The following is a 21,217-nucleotide window of genomic DNA, read 5'->3' on the forward strand; positions in this document are numbered from 1 at the left end:
CGTTTAGAAATCAATCACCCAATCTACTTTTTGCCAAAATTCACTTTCGGTTTCTAGGTCAGCTTGAAGCAGTTTGTTATTGTTGAGCCAATTTTTATCTTCACACTCTATCTTCCAATGATCGTCCCCCTTGATCTTGAGGTTCAGTTCAGGTAAACCTTCTTCGTTTCTTTGGCCATTTAATACAATGGATAGGCGAAGAATTCGAATCAGTTGGATAATATGCCTTTTTTTGAACAGGTTGAACTCCTGCATTTCCTGCAACTTTAGTGATTTGCGCTGAAAGCGTGCGAGGGTAGCAAGTACAATTTGCTGTTCTTGGTTGAAGCCCGGCATGGTCGTGTGTCGAAGTATATAACTAGAGTGGCGATGAAGCCCTTGATAGCTAATGCTTAAACCAACCTCATGCAGTAGTGCGCTCCACCCCAACAATGAGGAGAGTTCACCATTTCTCTTAATACCGGTATCGGAAGATACCTGCATTAGGAAACTCATGGCCTGCTTTCTGACTCTATCAGCGTGATTTAAATCAACAATATGCTTTCTGGCTAAGTATTCGGTAGTACGCATGCGAATATCGGATCGCTCGAAACGTGCCTCCATTTCGTAGAGCAAACCTTCGCGTAACGCCCCATCGGAGAAATGTAATTCTTTAATACCTAGGCCCGTAACAATCGACTCCAGAATCGCAACTCCCGCTGCAAATACAGGTTTACGTTCAATCGTCAAACCTTGAAGGTCGATCTCATCGATGGATTCAAATTCACACAGTGTATCGATAAGCTTGTTGAGACGTTTAGGGGTTATAACGCCATCTTCAAAGCCCAAACCAATTAACACCTCGCGAATAGCCTTGATCGTGCCAGATGAACCTATTGCTGCTTCCCAGCCTTTTTTTCGATAAGGTTTTATGAGCGATTCAAATCGTTGCTGGCTAGCGATACTGGCGTGAGCGAAATTGGTTTTAGAAAGCTTGCCGTTGGCAAAAAACTGATCGGTAAAGCTGACACAGCCCATCATTGTGCTGTTGACTAATTCTGGCTCAAACGCTTGGCCGATGATCATTTCGGTACTGCCGCCACCAATATCAATAACTAGCTTACTCTTCGATTCAGGTTGGGTGTGTGCAACGCCTGCATAAATGAGGCGAGCCTCTTCTACACCGGGAATGATTTCAATTGGAAAAGGTAATACCTCGCGTGCGCGACGCATAAAGGCACTCGCGTTTCGAGCTTGTCTTAGTGTGTGGGTAGCCGCAATACGAACATTTTCTGGCTCAAATCCCTGTAATCGCTCTGCAAACATCGTGAGGCAATCCAGCCCGCGAACGATGGCGGCTTCATTAAGTAATTTGTCTTTAGGATTTAAGCCTGAAGCAAGTCGCACACGTTGTTTGTGGCGACTTACTATCTGTAGATCTTCTCCAACAATGTGTGCAACAACCATATGAAAGCTATTTGAACCCAAATCGATTGCGGCGACTTTACGTCTTTGAAGGTCTATTTTTTCATTCATCTTCTATCGGATTCTCATGTTCTATTCTGGTCTGCTTTTCAACTTGCTTGATGTAATCGTAAATAGCAAGTTGCGAGCGAATTTTTTTCCGGTTACCACGAGGTACATAATCGTTGTTCATGCCGCTATCAATTACACGAGCTTTCATCGTATCCGTAAACTGAATATTAATTATATCTATAATACGTTGTTTAAGTCGTTCATCGCGTATAGGCACCGTAACTTCAATTCGATAATCGATGTTACGTGTCATCCAATCAGCCGATGAGATATGCACCGATGGATTTCCGTCGTTTTCACAGATTATTACCCTAGGATGTTCTAAGAAGCGGTCTACAATGCTGATAATCTGAATGTTATCACTAATCCCTTCGACTCCGGGAACAAGAGAGCACATACCGCGAATAATCATCTTTATCTTCACACCAGCAGCGCTCGCACCATACAGCTTACTGATTAACCCTTTATCGACTAGGTTATTGATCTTAAGAGTTATGCCGGCCTTTTTACCTAATTTTTTGTTCGCAATTTCCTGGTCGACTAGTTTATAAAGTCGACTTCTGGAGTTGCGAGGAGAAACAATCAGATGATTGAATTTGACGGGGCGATAGGGGTTTTCTATGTAGCCAAATACGTTGCGTACTTCTTCAACAATTTCTTTGTCTGCGGTTAGAAGTGCAAAGTCGGTATAGATACGTGCGGTTTTTTCATGGAAATTACCGGTACCGACATGAGCATAGCGAACGATTTCACCTTCTTCACGACGAGAGATAAGCAATAATTTTGAATGGATTTTTAGACCGGGAGCGCCAAATTGAACGTGTACCCCTGCGTCGGTTAATACCTTAGACCATTCAATGTTGGCTTCTTCATCAAAACGAGCCTGTAGCTCAACCACAACCGTTACGTCTTTGCCACTATGTACAGCATCAATCAGCGAGTTCATTAGCTTAGAGTTTTTAGCGACTCGGTAGATATTGATCTTAATGCCACGAACCTTTGGGTCAAAAGAGGACTGACGGACCAATTCTGCAACATGATCGAAGGTGTGGTAAGGGTAATGAAGAAGAATGTCTTTAGCCTTAATCGCGTCGAAACTGTTGTTATACCCTTCAAAATCGGCACAGGTTAATGGTGGTAATGGTTTGTTTTCTAGATAGTCTCGTCCGACATTTGGGAAGCCGATAAAATCTTTGAAGTTATGATAACGGCCACCGGCTATGAGGCTGTCATAGTTTGATATTTTAAGCGTCTCACACAAGAAATAGAGTATCTCTTTAGGCATCTCTCGCTCATAGACAAATCGAACAGGCATCGCGGTTAAACGCTGTGCCACACCTTCAGACATTTGTTCTAGTAAACTGTGTTCAACCTCGAAACCTAAATCATATTCAGCATCACGAGTCATCTTCATCGAATAGCAGTGCAGTTCTTCATATTCAAAGAACCCCTGGAAGATATCATCTAAGCAGTAACGGATAATGTTATCGAGCAAGATGATGGTTTTTCGACGCTTCCCTTTTTGTTCTGGAACCATAACAAAACGAGGTAATTGATCGGTTGGGATCTCAATAAGTGCGTATTGAGCTTTGTCTTTTTTCTTTTTCTTTCTCATTTCGACCGTTAAATAGGCGTACTCATCCTTTAAGAAAGAGAGTACATCGATATCTTCCGTCATAATAAGGGGAGAAATATGGGGCAATACTTCTTTTCTAAAGTATTTTCTGATCCATTTCTCTTGCGGCTCGCTCAATTGAGTTTCATTAACTAAAAATATGCGGCGACGAGCCATCTCTAAGAGTAGTTCGTTGTACAGTTCGGCAAAGTCTTTCTCTAATTGAGCCGCCTTGGATTGCATCTTCGCAAGAAGGTTTTTTCCGTCGTCTTTGTTGCCGCTTTCTTGGGCAATAAGAATTCGTCGTTTTACATCAGAAAAACGGACTTTGTAAAATTCATCGAAATTGTTTGAATAGATACCTAAGAAGCGGATGCGTTCAATCAGCGGAACGGTTTTGTCTGCCGCTTCTTGCAATACACGCTCATTAAAAGATAGCCAACTTAACTCTTTATCGATATAAAGTTTTTCTGCACTCATGATACCTTCCGACAAATATTAAGGGTGTTTACCGATCATCCCCTAAAAACAGGGAAAAATAGATAGTGAAAGGTAGGCCCTTTCTGTTACATAATTATTTCAATGCTGCCTACTTTTGTTATTGGTGGCGTTTTTCAGTCGTTTACAGCTTCATTGTAATGTAACTGTCACGTAAACGAAATATTATTGATGCGCTGATAAAAAGGATTAATTTCACCATGGCAAACGCCGAATTTTCTTTAAACGAACGAGATAGGGTGAGGTACCTAAAAGATCGCTTAGCTCGTTTCGTCGTGAAGAGTGGTGGTATTGGTATCCTTGCGGCCATATTGCTTATCTTTTTTTACCTTGTATCGATGGTTTTGCCGATATTCTCTCGTGCCGAAGTAAACCTATTAGCAGACTATAGCTATCAACAACAGAACAACGCGATAGGGTTTGGTGTTGGGGATTACGGCGAAAATGCGTTCGTATTCGATGATGTAGGTCAGTTGGTTTATGTTGGGTTCGAGCAAGGGGAAGCTAAAACATTACTAACGACAACTATTCTTGAAAATCCAACCGCATTTGCAAAGAGCGCTCAGTCGCAAGGTTGGTATGCTTATGCAAATGATAATGGCGAAGTACTGGCAGTAAATCCCGGCTTTAATGTGTCTTTTATAAGTGATGGACGCGTACTGACACCGGATCTAAAGGTTTTTAATGATGGGAACTCTATTCTAATCGATGAAAAAAAAGGCCGAATAGAGCAGCTCGCGTTTTCTATCCAAGATGAGATAGGTACGTTTGTTACGGTGTCGGCTTCCGGTGATGTTAACGCGGTTCGAGTGAGTAAAAAAAATCAAGCAGGGACTGATGAACCAATCTGGCAAGCAAAGCAGTTAGAGTTACCTACATTTCCTGACCGTATCGATCAACTGAATATATCTCCAGATGGTAAACAACTGTTTCTATTATCGGAAGATGGTTTGATGATTGCTCAGCTTACGAAAAATCGATTCCATGCTCGTGAGTTTGTCGATTTGTCTCGTGGTAAGGCAGAAAAATCTGTCAAGCAGATCAATCTGCTCTCAGGTGCGTACTCTATTCTTGTTACACACAAGGACAATACGATTTCACAGTGGTTTGATGTACTCAAAAGCGGTGAAAGGGTACTGACTAAAATTCGAGAGTTTCCATTGAGCGAAGGTAATCAATTTCTATTGACGGATACCTATCGCAAGGGTTTTTACAGCTTTACAGAAAATGGCTTAATGCAGAGCTTTTATTCGACCAGCGAAAATCAGCTATTTTCAGGGAAAATCTATCCACAACTGCCCAACATAGTTGCTATGTCGAACAATGAAAGCTATCTCATCGCACTCGATGATAAAAAGCTACATATCCATGAAGTAAAAAATGCTCACCCAGAGGTCACCTTTTCTTCCATCTGGAGAGAAGTTTGGTATGAAAGCTATCCTGAACCTCAATATGTGTGGCAATCGACCTCTGCCAGTGACGATTTTGAAGCGAAATTTAGCTTGGTGCCCATTGCATTTGGGACCCTTAAAGCGACCTTTTATGCCATGTTGTTTTCTGTGCCTCTTGCGGTGTTTGGTGCGGTCTATACGGCGTATTTCATGTCCTCATCGATGCGAAAGATTGTTAAACCATCGATAGAAATTATGGAAGCACTACCAACCGTTATTATTGGCTTCTTGGCCGGGTTATGGTTAGCACCAATCGTAGAGTCCTACCTAACGGGTGTGGTTTTGATGCTCATTATGCTGCCCGTATCGGCTATTTTGATGAGCCTGTTGTGGGCGATGATCCCCAAAGTGATAATGAGTCGGCTGCCTATCGGTTGGCATGTGGTGATCCTTATCCCTGTTATATTGATTGTTGGTTACACCAGTATCCATTACTCCGTGGACATTGAGCGTTGGTTATTTGATGGCGATGTTCGAGTTTTTCTTGCTGATAACGGTATTAGCTACGATCAACGAAATGCTCTGGTGGTTGGTATCGCAATGGGGTTTGCAGTGATCCCGACCATATTTACCATTGCCGAAGATGCTATTTTCTCCGTGCCGAAACACCTTTCCGACGGCTCTTTGGCGTTAGGTGCCACTCAATGGCAAACTCTGCTTTATGTTGTTTTACTAACCGCAAGCCCAGGTATATTTTCGGCGATAATGATAGGGTTAGGCCGAGCGGTAGGTGAAACAATGATTGTTCTTATGGCCACGGGTAATACACCAATCATGGACTTTAGTATCTTTGAAGGTATGCGAAGTCTGTCCGCCACAATAGCGGTTGAAATGCCAGAAACGGAAGTGGGTGATACGCATTATAGAGTTCTATTTTTGGCGGCGTTGATCCTATTTATATTTACATTTGCCGTAAATTCGCTCGCCGAATTGGTTAGACAAAGACTTAAAGATAAATACAGTTCAATGTAGGTTGAGCCTAAATTGGTTGTCCCATATTACTGTGTTGTCACTGAGGAATAATAGCCATTCTGCTGGTCAGTTTTAAAGAACCAGAAATTTTAGGAATGAATTAATACGTGTTTTTTCAATGGATAAAATCAGGAAAGCCTTGGATTTGGCTTACAGGAGGAGCAGTCAGCGTTAGTCTGGTATCTGTTTTCGGCCTACTATTACTGATTGGTTGGAAAGGCCTCGTCTATTTTTGGCCGATGCCGTTGTCTGTGTGGACGGATGAGGGCGGTAATAAAATTGCAGGGCAGGTTTATCAGCGTTCGACTATTCCGGTTTCTCGCTTGTCTCACAGGCAAGAGAGCCTGCCCAAAGAGGTGATTGAAGCGGGTAGTGTTGAACAACTTAGCATTAAGGTTGCGAATAGAGAGCTTTACCCACTCGATTTTATATCCGTATTGAAACCGAATCTATCCGAGCCAGAATATCCCCAAGATTGGGTGGTATTAGAACGCACTCAAAATGGCTCTTTTTTTGGTAAGCCACTCGCGTATGTCACCGAGAATGGTCGATATACTTCGAATGTAAAATCTCACCTTAAATATGGTGTCGACTTTGGTAATTCAATTCGTATTGAAATTGATCGTATTCTAAATGTAGAAGTGCGGGAGATTGGTTGGGAGCTAAGTCAGATACGGCTCAAGAAAAGAAAAGTAGAATTTGAAGGCGAGCTAACGACGCTTTACTTAGATGAATATGACGAGAAGAAAAAGGCATTAGAATCGCTTATCTCAGAGGCTGAAGCGAAACTCGCTCAACTTCGTTCTAAACTGAGTAGTGAATACTTGGTAGTAGAGGAGATGTCGGGTGGTGTACATCAGATCCCTCTCATTGATATTCTGGATGCTTGGTATCCTAATGATATGACGTATTTGGAGCAGTTTTTTCATTGGACTAAGCAAGCCAAAAAATTTCTGTTAGATGATCCAAGAGAAGCCAACTCAGAAGGGGGCGTCTTCCCTGCCATATTTGGTACTGTATTCTTGGTTCTAATGATGTCGATTATTGTGACCCCTTTAGGGGTGTTAGCGGCCGTTTATTTACACGAATATGCTGAAAACAATGCGCTAACCCGAACGATTCGAGTTGCGGTGATCAATCTTGCTGGTGTGCCCTCCATTGTATACGGTGTTTTTGGGCTCGGTTTTTTTGTTTATACTATTGGTGGATCTATAGATGAGCTTTTTTATGCTGATAAACTTCCGACACCAACATTTGGTACGCCAGGGATACTTTGGTCTGCATTAACCCTAGCTTTGCTCACTCTGCCTGTGGTGATTGTCTCTACGGAGGAAGGTTTAGGTCGTATCCCTTCTACGGTTAGAGATGGTTCTTATGCTCTTGGGGCGACACAATTTGAAACGTTGTGGCGTATTGTTTTGCCAATGGCTAGCCCTGCAATTATTACAGGGTTAATCCTAGCCGTAGCACGTGCAGCGGGAGAGGTGGCACCCCTTATGTTGGTCGGTGTTGCCAAGTTGGCACCGAGCTTGCCCGTTGATGGCCATTATCCGTATGTGCATCTTGAACGTAAATTTATGCACCTTGGTTATCATATATACGATGTAGGTTTTCAAACGCCAAATATAGAAGCAGCAAGGCCGTTAGTTTACGCCACTTCCTTCCTGTTGGTAATGGTGGTGGTGGGCTTAAACTTAACGGCTATAAATATTCGCAATAATTTGCGAGAAAAATATCGTGCATTAGGACAAGATTAATCATGTTTTCAGTTAGTTCAACATTGGGTTATGAATCACCTTTAGATGTGCAAAACCTAGCTGATAAAGATACGGCTATCGCGATAGAAAACCTCAACCTGCATTATAAAAATGGTCAGGCGCTTACGGACGTCTCAATGCGAATTCCGAAAGGCAAGGTGACCGCTTTTATCGGTCCGTCAGGTTGCGGGAAATCCACATTATTGCGTTGTATTAATCGAATGAATGACTTGGTGGAAGGGTGTCGTGTGGATGGCCGAGTTTATTTACATGGTAAGAATGTTTATCAAGAAGATGTCGATGTAGCCACACTACGACGTCGCGTTGGCATGGTATTTCAAAGGCCAAACCCTTTCCCAAAGTCTATCTACGAAAACGTAGTCTACGGCCTTCGACTCAAAGGGATTAAAACCGCCAGAACATTGGACGATGCCGTAGAGCAGTCACTGCGAGCCGCGGCGCTGTGGGATGAAGTAAAAGACAGGCTACATGAAAATGCCTTTGGCCTTTCAGGCGGTCAACAACAAAGGTTAGTTATCGCGAGAGCTATTGCGATCGAACCTGAAGTGCTGTTACTCGATGAACCGACCTCTGCCCTCGACCCGATATCGACATTGACCATTGAAGAGTTGGTTAATGAACTGAAAACGAAGTACACCGTTGTCATCGTCACTCACAACATGCAGCAAGCAGCGAGGGTAAGTGACCATACCGCGTTTATTCACCTAGGAAAGCTCATCGAATACAACGACACAGATTCAATATTTACCTCGCCTACAAAAAAACGTACCGAGGATTACATAACTGGCCGATACGGGTAATCTATGCTTGTTCCATCGAACAGGTTTCATCTGTACAGTTATTGAGTCGAATTGATACCACCGTTAATTTAATAGGCAAAAAATGCATTTTGGTCGTCATATATCCGGACAGTTTAATGTAGAACTCGAATCCATCCGAACCCATGTGTTAACTATGGGTGGACTGGTTGAGCAACAGCTTTCATTCTCAATGCAGGCACTAAACAAAGAAGATATGGAGCTTGCACAACAGGTGGTTCGTGATGACCACAAAGTGAACGCAATGGAGGTCTCTATTGATGAGGCCTGTACGTTGATCATCGCTAAGCGTCAGCCAACGGCGAAGGATTTACGCTTAGTGATGGCAATAATTAAAACGATAACAGATCTCGAGCGTATTGGCGATGTCGCGACTAGGATTGCACGTGTTGCATTGGAAACACCTTCAACAAAACATAAAAATTACCATGTTTCATTAGAGACTTTAAGCCGTCAGGCTATTGCGATGTTACATCAAGTCCTTGATGCGTTTGCTCGAATGGATATCGATGCTGCAGCAGAGGTATACAAGCTTGATAACCAGCTGGATACAGAGTATCGAGCGGTGATAGAGCAGCTTACCAAGAACATGATGGAAAACCCGAAAAATATCCCGAGTATTTTGCAAGTCATGTGGTCAGCAAGGGCGATCGAACGAGTGGGCGACCGCTGTCAGAATATCTGCGAATACATCATCTATTTTGTGAAAGGTAAAGATGTACGTCATCTGGATGAAGATGATATTGATGAGCACATCAAATAGCCTTTCTTTTGTTACGGTGCCGTGAGAATACCTACTTTTCCAAATACTCAGGTACATAAGATTGTTCCTCAATCGGCGCTCTTATGTAGCCATCCTTGTTAATGGTGGGCAGCGTAATTTCAGGAAACTCTATGTCATGGTATTCGATACTCGATAATAGGTGACTAATACAATTGAGTCGTGCACGTTTTTTATCGTCTGATTCTACTACCCACCAAGGACATTGCTTGGTATCGGTGTAATTGAACATCTTATCTTTCGCTTCGGAATATTCCGCCCATCGGCTGCGAGACTCAAGGTCCATCGGGCTAAATTTCCAGCGTTTGATGGGAGTGCGGATCCTCTCTAGAAAGCGTTTTTCCTGTTCCTCATCGGAAACAGAGAACCAGTATTTAAGAAGGATAATGCCTGAACGGGTTAACATACGTTCAAATTCTGGACAGGAACGTAAAAACTCTTGGTATTGGTCTTCATCGCAAAAGCCCATGACCTTTTCAACGCCAGCGCGGTTGTACCAACTGCGATCAAAGAGAACGATTTCACCAGCGGCTGGTAGGTGAGTGACATAACGCTGAAAATACCACTGTGTTTTTTCTTTTTCTGTCGGGGCGGGGAGTGCAGCCACGCGACAGATACGAGGATTAAGCTTCTCTGTTATTCGCTTAATGACACCACCTTTACCAGCTGCATCACGACCTTCAAAAATAACAACGACTTTAAGGCCTTCTTGTTTTACCCAGCTTTGAAGTTTAACCAGTTCAACCTGAAGTTTTTCCAGCTCTTTTTCGTATACTTTTTTATCAGTTTTTGCCATACAAGATCTCCTCGTGGTTGCCATAATGTTAGCAACTATCAGAAAAAGAAAAAGTTTTGCTAAATGAAATTGAGAGGGTTAATGCAAGTTGGATGTTATTTAATAAATTAGTCGACTGTTTGGAATGACACAGGCAGTAACACTATGCTACGGACAGCACTATGCTATGGACAGGGTGAATTTCAATGCGTAGACTGTGATTTACTGCGTTAAAAAATATATACTTTATTTCAATAACATACGGTTTTTCTCAATAGATACGGTGGAACTATGATTTGTCAATCTCCAGATCTAATCTCAGCTCTTAAAGAGCATGAAGGTTGGGTAGTTAAAGAAAATGAAAATACATTAGTCATTACCAATGAAGATAACATTGACGCTTTTCTTGCCATATCCGGTGAGCAGATCCTTGTAGAGGTTCTTCTATTTAGTAAAGATCAAGTAAAGAACTCACAAGATCTTAACGATTATGTGCTGAAAACCCATAAGATGTTCCCGTTAACAACGATAGGCATCAATGAGATTGATGGTGATGAGTATTATGTTGCGTTTGGTTCGCTTTCGTCTCAGTCAAAATTAGAAAGTGTCATTATAGAAGTCGCAACCTTGTTTCGTAATGTCGAAGCATTTATCGAATTATATCAAGAGTTTCTAGTCGCGGGTGAACAAATAATGGAGAGTGGACAATGAGTGTTTGGAAAAAACTATTCTCAGCGGTAAAGGGTGGCGCAAATGAAGCAGCTGAATCCGTTGCTGACAATCAAGCCTTGCGTATATTAGACCAAGAAATCAGAGAGGCGAAAACAGAATTACGCCGTTCTGATGAGGCGCTAGTGAGCATTATTGCAAAGCGTAAAATGTCACAAAACAAAGTCAATGCGTTTGATAAAAGCATCGCTGAATATGAAAATCATACTCGTGTAGCGATGGAAAAAAGCCAGCAAGAACTTGCTCTTGAGTGCGCTCAAAAAGTCGCTAACTTAAGAAATGAACAAGAAGCAGAAAACGTATATTTAGAGCAATTTAAATCATCTGCACAGAGCATGAGCACGAATATCGCTCAAGCGAAAGATAAGCTTCGTCAACTTGAGCAACAGGTCGATGTTGTGAAAGCGAATGAAGCCGTGCAGAAAGCACAGTCCGCTGTTTCTGCGACAAATGTAGGTGCGAATGCAAAAATGCATACCGCTGTGGAATCGTTGGATAGGATTAAAAAGCGTCAGGAAGAGAGATCGGCGCAGCTTGAAGCCGCGGCAGAAATAGCAGATGTAGCGTCGGGTAGCTCTCTAGATAAGAAACTAGCAGAAGCTGGGATAACCTCTGGTCAATCATCAGCAGAAGATGAGTTAGCTCGAATTCTTGGTAAATAATAAAACAGAGTAAAAATGAAAGCATCGTAAGGTGCTTTCATTGATTTATACAGACTTGTTTTGATGGGTGGTTTAGCGCCGCCCATTTAGATAGTGGTCTTTTGAAAAGAGGGAACGAATATGTCGTTATGGTTGGCGATGCGCCAATGGACGGTTCGTCACTTAGGTCAGTTAACCGGAAGAAATCTTTTTTTCTTACTTATAGGTTATATTTCAACAAGTTGGTTGCTTCTTCATCTTGTTGGCGAGTCTGATCTTACGAATTCATTCAGTGTATTTATTTACTACTTAGTCGTGACGGCGTCCACTGTGGGATATGGTGATTTTTCGCCTGCTACTGATATCGGGAAATGGGTAACGTCGTTATTTATCATTCCAGTGGGACTCGGTCTATTTGCAATCGTTGTAGGGCAAGTGGCAAGTCTTCTTGTGGAATCTTGGCGTAAAGGATTAATGGGGAAGCGGAGCCTTAAAATGAAAGATCATATATTGGTGCTCGGTTGGAACGAGAAACGTACATTAAATATGTTAGACATGCTTTTGCATGAAGAAAAAAAGAATCGCGCTATCGTATTATGCGCCTGTGCGGAGATAGAAAACCCACTCCCAGGTGTTATCGAGTTTGTCTCAGTTCCAAGCTACGTAGACAGTGTAGAAATGGCTCGAGCAGGAATAGCGGAAGCGAGCTGTATTATAATTGATACGCCCGAAGATGACGTGACGTTGAGTGCGGCACTTTTTGTGAGCGGTCAAAATTCAAATGCACATATTTTGGCGTATTTTAATAACGAAGAATTGAGTAACCTTCTCAAAAAGCATTGTCCAAATATCGAATGTATCCCTTCGGTATCGGTTGAAATGCTGGCTAAATCTGCGGTTGATCCTGGCTCTAGCTCTCTTCATCAAGAGTTGCTGAGTACCACGACTGGCATGACTCAATATTCTGTTATCTATCCTTCGAATCACCCAACAACGATGTTTGAAACCTTATTCCACTCTTTTAAACAGAAACATGATGCCATATTAATTGCCGTCGATAATGGCAATGGCCTGCAAATTAATCCAAACCTAAAATCAGAGATAGCTGAGGGTATGACTCTTTTCTATATCTCAGATGAGCGAATTTCAGATGTAAACTGGCCTTGATAGGAGCGAACATGTTTGATTGGTTTAAAAAGAAAGAACAGCAACCTGAAGCGCTTAGTGCTCCTGAAGTTCTAGGGATGCGTCTAGGTGGTGCTATCGAGTTAGACGACCTCAAGTTTCGCTTAATAGAAGAGTATCTGACAATAGAAGGTGCTGCTCGAACTCAGCTTATTAAAGCGGTTGGGGAGGTGAAATTAGATGGTCAAACGAGGTTGTTACGATTCTATACCGATGATGATGGCTACTTTCAGGTGCTACAAAACGGTAAAACAGATGCCGATGTAACGGAAGTGAAACTGGTTTATTTTTATGAAACAAAACCAGTAGACAGTGACAAGCAGTGGGAGCATTGGCTTGCCACCGAGTTGGTTTTACCAAATAAAAAACTGGATGAATACACATTTTACAAAGCCTGGGACAATGAACGCCCGGTTGCGATGACGGAAAAAACATGGTTTGAAGATGGCAGTGTGACTGAAACAGACCAATTTGCGATGGTATACGAAAGAGAAATTAACTCAGAGCTGTTTGAAGGGTTACAAATCATCGCGGAAGAAAAAATTGAAAACAACCAAACACAAAGAAGTGTTGTTTTTAGCACCAGTATTGATGTGTCACCAACTGATTTTAGAATTATTGGTTGATGGTAATGACAAGATTAAACAATAATAATTTAAGGGATTAGCATGCAATTACTAATAGACTCCATTGGAAATGTAGGGGCATTTTTGCTCTATTTTTCTCTCTCCTTGGCATTTTTACTACTCTTTAAGGTGGTTTACGTCCGGTTTACTCCTTACGATGAATGGGCATTAATTAAAGATGGAAAGAACATTTCAGCCGCGGTAGCACTTGCTGGCTCTATACTTGGTTATAGTTTGGCCATTTCGGGCGCGGCAAGTAATTCAGTGAATATTGTTGATTTTGCTGTTTGGGGCGTTGTTGCATTTTTAGCGCAAATCGTGGCTTTCTTCTTGGTACGTTTTACCTTTATGCCCAAGGTTGTCGAGCGAATAGAAAAAGGTGAGATTCCTGCTGGTATAGTGATGGCCGCGACGTCAGTTTCGGTTGGATTGTTGAACGCAGCATGTATGACTTACTGATAAGGAGATTGTGAGGATGAAAAAAACCAAACAAGTATCTTTGCAACGAATGCGAAAATCATGGCGTCCATTTGCACAAAATTCTCTTTCGGTTGCCGTCGTTTCCGCCATGCTTGCAGGGTGCGGTGATACTGAAGATGCCACTATCTACCAAGGTGTCGATGATTGCTCTGGCGATAATCCGGATTTTGCCGAGCAATGCAAGGCTGCCTATGAATACGCGCTAGAAGAAGCAGGCCGTACGGGGCCAAAGTACAATACTGAAAATGAGTGCAGTCAAGAGTTTGGTGCGAATGCCTGTGTTCAAGCTCCGCGCTCTAACTGGTTTATGCCCGCAATGACGGGCTTTATGTTTGCCCGCATGATGACGAATAATCGACCGTACTACTCTCAACCTATGTATTCCTCGCGCTATCCCGGTAGTATTTTTCATGACCGCTGGGTTAGCTCTGATGGTCAGGATTACGGATCCAGTCGTTACAAAAAATCGACAGTAAAGGTCGGGCGAGATCAGATGAAGCCGAAACCTACGGCAACTAAAACCATGTCTAGAGGTGGTTTTGGTTCAACCGTTTCTGCTAAATCTAGCTGGGGAAGCAGCAAATCATCATCAAGTAAAAGTTGGGGTGGTTAAATCATGTTGAGGGTCGACGCGAAAGAAAGAAAGCACTGGAAAGCGCTGGCAAAAGAGTACGGCTTTGGCTTTCATTCGGTATATGAAAACCCTTATTGGGACGAGTCGGCTTACTATCAGTTTACCCTTGAGCAAATTGAAAAAGATATTGAAGATCCAACAGAAGAGATCCACCAAATGTGCTTACAGGTGGTGGATAAAGTGGTTGGAGATGATTATTGGTTACGAAAGTTTCAAATACCAGAACCGATGTGGGAAAACGTACTGACATCATGGAAGCAAAAAGAGTCGTCATTATATTCGCGACTCGATTTTGCCTATGATGGAAAAGGGGCAGCAAAATTATATGAAAACAATGCTGACACGCCTACGTCGCTCTACGAAACAGGTTTTTGGCAGTGGTTATGGTTAGAAGACATGGTGAATAGCTCTCAGATACGCCGTGATGCAGACCAATTTAACCTTCTGCAAGAGTTACTGATAGAACGCTTCCAAGAAATTGCTATACAGCAGCCAGGGCAAACACTACATTTCAGTTGCTGCAAGGATAGCGTCGAAGATCGTGGTACCGTTCAATACATTGAAGATTGTGCTTTAGAGGCGGGTTTATCTACGTCTTTTGTTTTTACTGAAGATATTGGACTTAACAACAAAAAAGAGTTTGTTGATCTCAATGACCAAGCTGTTCGCTGGATGTTTAAGCTCTACCCATGGGAGTTTATGTTTAGAGAGGAGTACGCAGGTAATTTACAAGAAGCAAAGGTTAACTGGCTTGAGCCTATGTGGAAATCCATTATTAGTAATAAGGCATTATTGCCTTTGCTCTGGAAAATGTTCCCTAATCATCCAAATTTGATTCCTTCTTTTTTCCCCGACGATAAAAAGATAAGTACCTTAGGTGATTACGTTATTAAACCGCTTTTCGCTCGTGAAGGTGCCAATATATCCATTGTAGAGAAAGGAAAAAAAACACTGCAAACGGATGGCCCCTATGGAGAAGAAGGTGTTATTTATCAAGCATATAATCCACTGCCAAAATTTGGTGATAACTACACGTTGATAGGCAGTTGGCTGATAAATGACAAGCCCGCAGGTATGTCCATTCGAGAAGATACGTCAAGAGTGACGCAAGACCTATCGCGCTACATTCCGCATATTATTCTTGATTAGTAAACTTTTTAGATTGGTATAATACCAATGACACTAAACAACTTATCAGATGAAATGTATTCGACAGAGCAGACAGCAAAGGCCATGGATGCCCTTTGCTAAGCGAACAAGGGTGTCTTGAGCGGTCTGTGGAATCGAGTTTATTTTGAACACAGAATTAATGTAATTAGTATTAATTCTAGGGAAATAATCAAATAAAAAGCCCAAGCTTTCGCTTGGGCTTTGATCTTGGGCTGATGATTACTTTATAACTGATTGGCGTGCGTTTTACGCTTTTATATTTTGTCCAACCATAAACCTGTGTTGAGGACAGGCTTAGCAGTAATTACTTGTTTAAATCGTCTTCGTGCTCAGCAAGGAATGCTGCAACGCCAGTTGGAGTCGCGTCCATGCCTGCTTTACCTTCTTCCCATTGTGCAGGGCAAACTTCGCCATGTTTTAGGTGGAAGTTAAGTGCATCAACCATGCGTAGCATTTCGTCGATGTTACGACCTAGTGGAAGATCGTTAACGACTTGGTGACGAACAACACCTTCATCATCGATTAAGAAAGAGGCGCGGAAAGCAACACCAGCTTCTGGGTGCTCGATACCGTATGCTTGGCAGATTTCGTGCTTAACGTCAGCAGCGAGTGGGTATTGAACTTTACCAATACCGCCATCTGCGATAGCCGTGTTACGCCATGCGTTGTGAGAGAATTGAGAATCGATAGAAACGCCGATAACCTCAACACCCTTGTCTTGGAAGTCTTGGAAGCGTTTGTCAAAAGCAATTAGCTCTGATGGGCAAACAAAAGTAAAATCTAGTGGGTAAAAGAATACTACCGCCTTTTTACCTTTAGTGAATTCTGCGAAGTTGAAGTTATCAACGATTTCGCCGTTACCTAAAACAGCTGCAGAAGTAAAATCTGGGGCTTGACGTCCTACTAGTACCATTTTCTTGCTCCTAATTAAGTATTTTCTTCAAACCATTTGGTCTGAGTTTGTGTTTCTACAAGCAAACTATAGTACATAATTGTGCATCTAAAAAAGCGAATTAAATAGATTGATTTAATCGAAAAAAGCGATTAGGTTGATTTGCGTCTTATTGAGAAACTAAACAGTAAATAAAATGGTTGGCATGGATAGATAATATGAATAAATGGCCCAGTCTAAAACAGCTGCACTATATCGTCACACTACATGAAACACGGCACTTTAGTCATGCTGCAGAAAAATGTTTTGTGAGTCAATCTACTCTAAGCAAAGGAATACAAAACCTCGAAGAGATGATTGGCTGTCCTCTTTATGAGAAAAAAGATAAAAAAAGTCCGCTTGTATTTACGCAGGCTGGCGAATTGGTTGTTACTCATGGCAAAGAGCTGCTGGCTAAAGGGCAGGACCTCATCGAGTTGGGTAAACTCTGCCAAGGTGGAACAATGCAGGGCCAACTTAGAGTGGGCTGTATCCCGACAATCGCTCCTTTTCTCCTGTGCGATTTAGTCCAAGAAGTGAATCAAAGATTTCCGCAATTGAACCTTCTGCTAAGAGAAGATACTACGACAAATTTACTGGAAGCATTGAAACATGGCCAGATGGACGTGTTAATTTTGGCTCTACCAGTCGATATTGGAAATATGCACAGCAAGGTTGTTGGGCAGGATCCTTTCAGGATGGTAATTAGTCGTAATCAGGCCGATGCGATTCGAGTTCCAATAAAATATGACGAACTGCCAAACGAATCCGTGTTTTTATTAGAAAATGAACACTGCTTAACGGAACACGCGGTTTCAGCTTGTAAATTAACGGACAAAGATAAGATCAATCCATTTACAGCCACGAGTTTACATACGTTGGTGCAGATGGTCGCTAATGGGTTAGGGACAACATTTATCCCACAGATGGCGATCGAACATGGATTATTAGAAAACCAAAATTTGATTGTTGTCGATCCTCCCGGTCAACAGGCCTATCGAGATATCGGTCTTGTTTGGAGGCCAAGTTCCTCGCGTTACGAGACGTTTGAGAAATTAGCTGAAGTAGTTTCTGAACTTATGTAATGCCAACCTGAAGAATTAACTGAACATAAATTTTCTGAGCTTGGTTTCGCCGTTATTTTCATACCCATAAGAAATAAAAAAGCATTGGAAGTTGGGCTTGGCCTTCCAATGCTGAAACTTTATTTAGTCAGTTACGCGCTAGTTCTATTTTACCTAGTCTGTTCAATTTAGTTTGGTACTACCTCAACGCAAGCAAGGCTAACGTCTTGGTCGATATAGGCCATTCCCAATTTGTTGAGAAAAGCCATACGGTCGGCTTTCATAAGATCAATGTCGGGTGCAGCAAGGCCACAACGTTCATAGATTATTGCTAAATGCGCCATAAAATGCTCACCAGTTTCCATTAATAATAGACTGGCTGCCCCTACATCGGGTTTCACATTAACACGTTGTTTTTCTGATAAGTTTACCGCTAACACAATGGGATCTTCCTCTCCGTCAAAGCGTACCGTACGGTTTCGAACGGCTTGCTCGGCCCAATAATAAGCCAGCTCTTTACTTTGGGTTAAGAAAATCGGTTCTTGCGATTCTGTATAGCGATTACCAATGGTTGCCATGGTACTGACGGCGGCTTGGTTCAATGCTTTATCTCCTGAACGCTTTAATCCTTGTCCCTGAATTGAAGTGAGCAAAGCTGAAGAGGTGCCGTGGTACCAAACATCATTCGTTTCAAAACCATCAGATGTGAGTAATTGTTTTGCATCTTGAAGGTGAGTTGGAATTCGAGTCATCTTAGGCATCCTCATATCGGCGTTTAGTTCCGCCATCCATTAGGAGGATGGCGGATTTAGCTTTAGCTAGGGGTTAGTTAAACTGGTTGGAAGTATTCAAAGCACCACCGGCTTTCAGTGCATTTTCACCAGCGAAGTACTCTTTGTGATCATCACCCAAATCAGAGCCTGACATGTTTTGATGTTTAACACAGGCGATACCTTGGCGGATCTCTTTACGTTGTACGCCTTTAACGTAACCCAACATTCCTTGGTCACCAAAGTACTCTTTGGCTAGATTGTCGGTAGACAACGCCGCGGTATGGTAGGTTGGTAGGGTAATTAAATGGTGGAAGATACCGGCATCGCGAGATGCGTCAGCTTGGAAAGAGCGGATCTTATCATCGGCACGAATGGATAATTCAGTTTCATCGTATTCAACACTCATCAAGCTTTCTCTATGGTAAGCAGAGACATCTTCTCCTGCTTCTACCATGGCATCATAGGCCTGTTGACGGAAATTAAGCGTCCAGTTGAAAGAGGGCGAGTTGTTATAAACAAGCTTAGCATTAGGGTGAACAGCGCGAACACCGTCCATCATCTCTTTGATCTGACCGATGTGCGGTTTCTCTGTTTCAATCCACAAGAGATCAGCCCCTGCGTTAATCGCTTCGATACAGTCAAATACACAGCGATCTTCACCCGTTCCAGAGCGGAATTGATATAAACCTGAAGGAAGGCGCTTAGGACGAACCAGTTTGCCATCACGATTAAAGCAAACATCGCCTTCAGCCATCTCTGCAACATCGATCTCTTCAGCATCTAAATATGAGTTATATACGTCACCTTGGTCACCGGGCTCTTTAACCACAGCGATTTCTTTCGTAAGACCAGCACCTTGTGAGTCGGTACGGGCAACAATAATTCCGTTATCAATACCTAGCTCTAAGAATGCATAACGGAGTGCACGAAGTTTTGCATGGAAGTCCGCATGAGGAACCGTCACCTTGCCATCTTGGTGGCCGCACTGTTTTTCGTCCGCTACTTGGTTTTCAATTTGTAAGCAACAAGCACCGGCTTCGATCATCTGCTTAGCCATCAGGTATGTGGCTTCAGCGTTACCAAATCCTGCATCAATATCCGCAATAATCGGAACAACGTGGGTAACATGGTTATCGATTTGATCTTGAATCGATGCTTGTGCTGTCGTATCACCAGATTCACGGGCATTGTCTAAAGCGCGGAATAATCCACCCAGCTCTCTTGCATCGGCTTGGCGTAAAAATGTGTACAGCTCTTCAACTAGGCCTGCCACCGAGGTTTTTTCATGCATTGATTGGTCAGGCAGAGGGCCAAAATCAGAACGAAGTGCAGCAACCATCCAACCAGAAAGGTAAAGGTAGCGTCCATCTGTTTTTCCACCAAAATGCTTCTTAACAGAAATCATTTTTTGTTGGCCAATAAAACCGTGCCAGCAACCTAATGACTGAGTGTAGTTGGAGTGATCATCATCATAAGCGGCCATATCAGCACGCATAATGTTTGCGGTATATTGGGCGATATCTAAACCCGTTTTAAATTTGTTTTGAGCACGCATACGAGCGGCAGATTCTGGACTAATTGCATCCCACGGGGCACCAGCTGCATTTTTAGCAGCTCCGATTGTGTCAATGTCTTTATTTATTTGTGACATAGGTATTCCTCGTTCCATGAAGTTGAGATGTAGACCAAAAAACTGGTCGATTGCTAGCGGTTAGGCATGGACAAAGTTTAACCATTCATGTGATGATTTAGCTAATTTATAGCTATTATATTCGGTATTTATTATATGAATGTAGCCAGAATCGATCTCAACTTATTGGTATATTTAGATGTACTGCTTCGAGAGCGAAATGTCACTCGTTCTGCAAGTCAACTTGGTATCACACAACCGGCAATGAGCAATGGGCTTAAACGTCTGCGTGACTTATTTGGTGACCCATTATTGATACGAACAAGCGAAGGAATGGTGCCAACTGAACGTGCTCAGAAGTTACAGCCAATTATCAGGAATGTTTTAGCGAACGTTGAAAAGGCGGTGCAACCGACAGCCGAATTTTGCTGTGAAGATAGCGATCGGCTGTTTCGTATTATGGCGAGTGATTATACTGAATCGACTCTGATTCGAGCACTATTGAAGCGATTAGGTACCATCGCCCCAAAAGTTCGTTTGGATATTATGACACCAAGTGACGTGAGCTACCAAGATGTGGAACAGGGTACAGTAGATATTGTAATTAACCGTTTCGACCATATTCCACAATCGTTCCATCAAACTAATATTTGGCATGACACCTTCTCCTGCCTATTCAGTTGTGATAATCCAGCAGCAAAACAGTTTGATTTGGATGTTTATCTTCAGGCGCAACATGTGTGGATCAGCAAAACAGGGATGGGGACAGGGGTCGGAGTGAATCCTAGCGATTCTCAAAAGTTAGGTTGGGTGGACGCTGAATTAGTTCGGCTAGGGAAAACGCGCAATATTACGGTATTTACTAGGCACTATTTAGCGGCCGTTCTCCTAGCGGAAGAAACAAACCTGATTGTAACCATTCCAACCAAAGCCGCCCAGTTACAGATGAACAATCCTAAGCTGATGATCAAGCCAGTTCCATTCCCTGTTGCACCGTTTGAACTAAAGATGGCATGGAGTCCATTGTTGCAAAGTAACCCCGGTCATCAGTGGATGCGTCGTCTTATTAAGGATGTAGCAAGTGAGTTAGAAAGTGGCATTACTGCTCAATAAATAGACATAGCTATATTCATGTAAAAAATACTGAATAT

The 21,217-nt window shown here is 42.5% G+C and carries 19 protein-coding genes; 13 read left to right on the plus strand and 6 right to left on the minus strand.

Annotated features, from left to right (window positions below; all coding sequences use genetic code 11):
• Positions 1–3: 3 nt before the first annotated feature.
• Together ppx and ppk1 are read right to left on the minus strand one after the other, a co-directional pair.
• Positions 4–1,515 (minus strand): exopolyphosphatase, encoded by a 1,512-nt coding sequence (ppx, locus tag IUZ65_RS02955; protein WP_195702311.1) that lies wholly within the window; start codon positions 1,513–1,515, stop codon positions 4–6.
• Positions 1,508–3,610: a polyphosphate kinase 1 gene (gene ppk1, locus IUZ65_RS02960; protein WP_195702312.1), complete on the minus strand. Its 2,103-nt coding sequence runs from the start codon at positions 3,608–3,610 to the stop codon at positions 1,508–1,510. Before ppk1 ends, ppx begins: the two co-directional genes overlap by 8 nt.
• Positions 3,611–3,828: 218 nt before the next feature.
• Between ppk1 and IUZ65_RS02965 the strand changes: the two genes are divergently transcribed.
• From IUZ65_RS02965 to phoU, 4 genes are all read left to right on the plus strand, one after another.
• A complete protein-coding gene (locus IUZ65_RS02965) occupies positions 3,829–6,051 on the plus strand; it encodes an ABC transporter permease subunit (protein WP_195702313.1) in 2,223 nt (740 codons plus the stop codon).
• A gap of 107 nt (positions 6,052–6,158) precedes the next feature.
• Positions 6,159–7,808 carry a phosphate ABC transporter permease PstA gene (gene pstA / locus IUZ65_RS02970; RefSeq protein WP_195702314.1) on the plus strand — a complete coding sequence of 550 codons (1,650 nt, stop codon included), beginning with the start codon at positions 6,159–6,161 and terminating at the stop codon, positions 7,806–7,808.
• A 2-nt stretch (positions 7,809–7,810) separates the two neighbouring features.
• Entirely contained in the window at positions 7,811–8,629 is an 819-nt protein-coding gene (gene pstB, locus IUZ65_RS02975) for a phosphate ABC transporter ATP-binding protein PstB (RefSeq protein WP_195702315.1), read from the plus strand.
• Positions 8,630–8,711: 82 nt separating this feature from the next.
• The gene (gene phoU, locus IUZ65_RS02980; protein ID WP_195702316.1) at positions 8,712–9,410 is read left to right on the plus strand and encodes a phosphate signaling complex protein PhoU; all 699 of its coding nucleotides are present in this window, start codon (positions 8,712–8,714) and stop codon (positions 9,408–9,410) included.
• Positions 9,411–9,441: 31 nt separating this feature from the next.
• Here the strand turns inward: phoU and ppk2 are convergent, their stop codons facing one another.
• Entirely contained in the window at positions 9,442–10,224 is a 783-nt protein-coding gene (gene ppk2, locus IUZ65_RS02985) for a polyphosphate kinase 2 (protein WP_195702317.1), read from the minus strand.
• Positions 10,225–10,494: 270 nt separating this feature from the next.
• Here ppk2 and IUZ65_RS02990 point away from each other — a divergent pair, with 270 nt between their 5' ends.
• From IUZ65_RS02990 to IUZ65_RS03020, 7 genes are all read left to right on the plus strand, one after another.
• Entirely contained in the window at positions 10,495–10,914 is a 420-nt protein-coding gene (locus IUZ65_RS02990) for a DUF2170 family protein (RefSeq protein WP_195702318.1), read from the plus strand.
• The gene (locus IUZ65_RS02995; RefSeq protein WP_195702319.1) at positions 10,911–11,594 is read left to right on the plus strand and encodes a PspA/IM30 family protein; all 684 of its coding nucleotides are present in this window, start codon (positions 10,911–10,913) and stop codon (positions 11,592–11,594) included. Before IUZ65_RS02990 ends, IUZ65_RS02995 begins: the two co-directional genes overlap by 4 nt.
• 120 nt (positions 11,595–11,714) lie before the next feature.
• Positions 11,715–12,740 carry a potassium channel protein gene (locus IUZ65_RS03000; RefSeq protein ID WP_195702320.1) on the plus strand — a complete coding sequence of 342 codons (1,026 nt, stop codon included), beginning with the start codon at positions 11,715–11,717 and terminating at the stop codon, positions 12,738–12,740.
• An 11-nt stretch (positions 12,741–12,751) separates the two neighbouring features.
• On the plus strand, positions 12,752–13,384 hold the full coding sequence (locus IUZ65_RS03005; protein ID WP_195702321.1) for a YjfK family protein: 633 nt from the start codon (positions 12,752–12,754) through the stop codon (positions 13,382–13,384).
• A 42-nt stretch (positions 13,385–13,426) separates the two neighbouring features.
• Positions 13,427–13,843, plus strand: a complete 417-nt coding sequence (locus IUZ65_RS03010; protein ID WP_195702322.1) for a DUF350 domain-containing protein — start codon at positions 13,427–13,429, stop codon at positions 13,841–13,843.
• A 16-nt stretch (positions 13,844–13,859) separates the two neighbouring features.
• Entirely contained in the window at positions 13,860–14,477 is a 618-nt protein-coding gene (locus IUZ65_RS03015; protein ID WP_195702323.1) for a DUF1190 domain-containing protein, read from the plus strand.
• A gap of 3 nt (positions 14,478–14,480) precedes the next feature.
• Positions 14,481–15,647: a glutathionylspermidine synthase family protein gene (locus tag IUZ65_RS03020; RefSeq protein WP_195702324.1), complete on the plus strand. Its 1,167-nt coding sequence runs from the start codon at positions 14,481–14,483 to the stop codon at positions 15,645–15,647.
• Between the two features lie 325 nt (positions 15,648–15,972).
• Here IUZ65_RS03020 and IUZ65_RS03025 read toward each other — a convergent pair whose 3' ends face one another.
• Positions 15,973–16,581 carry a peroxiredoxin C gene (locus tag IUZ65_RS03025; protein WP_195702325.1) on the minus strand — a complete coding sequence of 203 codons (609 nt, stop codon included), beginning with the start codon at positions 16,579–16,581 and terminating at the stop codon, positions 15,973–15,975.
• Positions 16,582–16,778: 197 nt separating this feature from the next.
• Here IUZ65_RS03025 and IUZ65_RS03030 point away from each other — a divergent pair, with 197 nt between their 5' ends.
• A complete protein-coding gene (locus tag IUZ65_RS03030; protein ID WP_195702326.1) occupies positions 16,779–17,684 on the plus strand; it encodes a hydrogen peroxide-inducible genes activator in 906 nt (301 codons plus the stop codon).
• Between the two features lie 167 nt (positions 17,685–17,851).
• On the opposite strand, the gene IUZ65_RS03035 is transcribed toward IUZ65_RS03030, so the two are convergent.
• The gene (locus IUZ65_RS03035) at positions 17,852–18,415 is read right to left on the minus strand and encodes a hypothetical protein (RefSeq protein ID WP_195702327.1); all 564 of its coding nucleotides are present in this window, start codon (positions 18,413–18,415) and stop codon (positions 17,852–17,854) included.
• A gap of 73 nt (positions 18,416–18,488) precedes the next feature.
• Entirely contained in the window at positions 18,489–20,087 is a 1,599-nt protein-coding gene (locus tag IUZ65_RS03040; protein WP_195702328.1) for an isocitrate lyase, read from the minus strand.
• 135 nt (positions 20,088–20,222) lie between these two features.
• On the opposite strand from IUZ65_RS03040, the gene IUZ65_RS03045 reads away from it, so the two are divergent.
• A complete protein-coding gene (locus IUZ65_RS03045; protein ID WP_195702329.1) occupies positions 20,223–21,179 on the plus strand; it encodes a LysR family transcriptional regulator in 957 nt (318 codons plus the stop codon).
• The last annotated feature ends 38 nt before the right edge of the window (positions 21,180–21,217 follow it).

The sequence above is a fragment of the Vibrio sp. VB16 genome (genome assembly GCF_015594925.2).
In the GTDB taxonomy this organism is placed as follows: Bacteria; Pseudomonadota; Gammaproteobacteria; order Enterobacterales; family Vibrionaceae; genus Vibrio.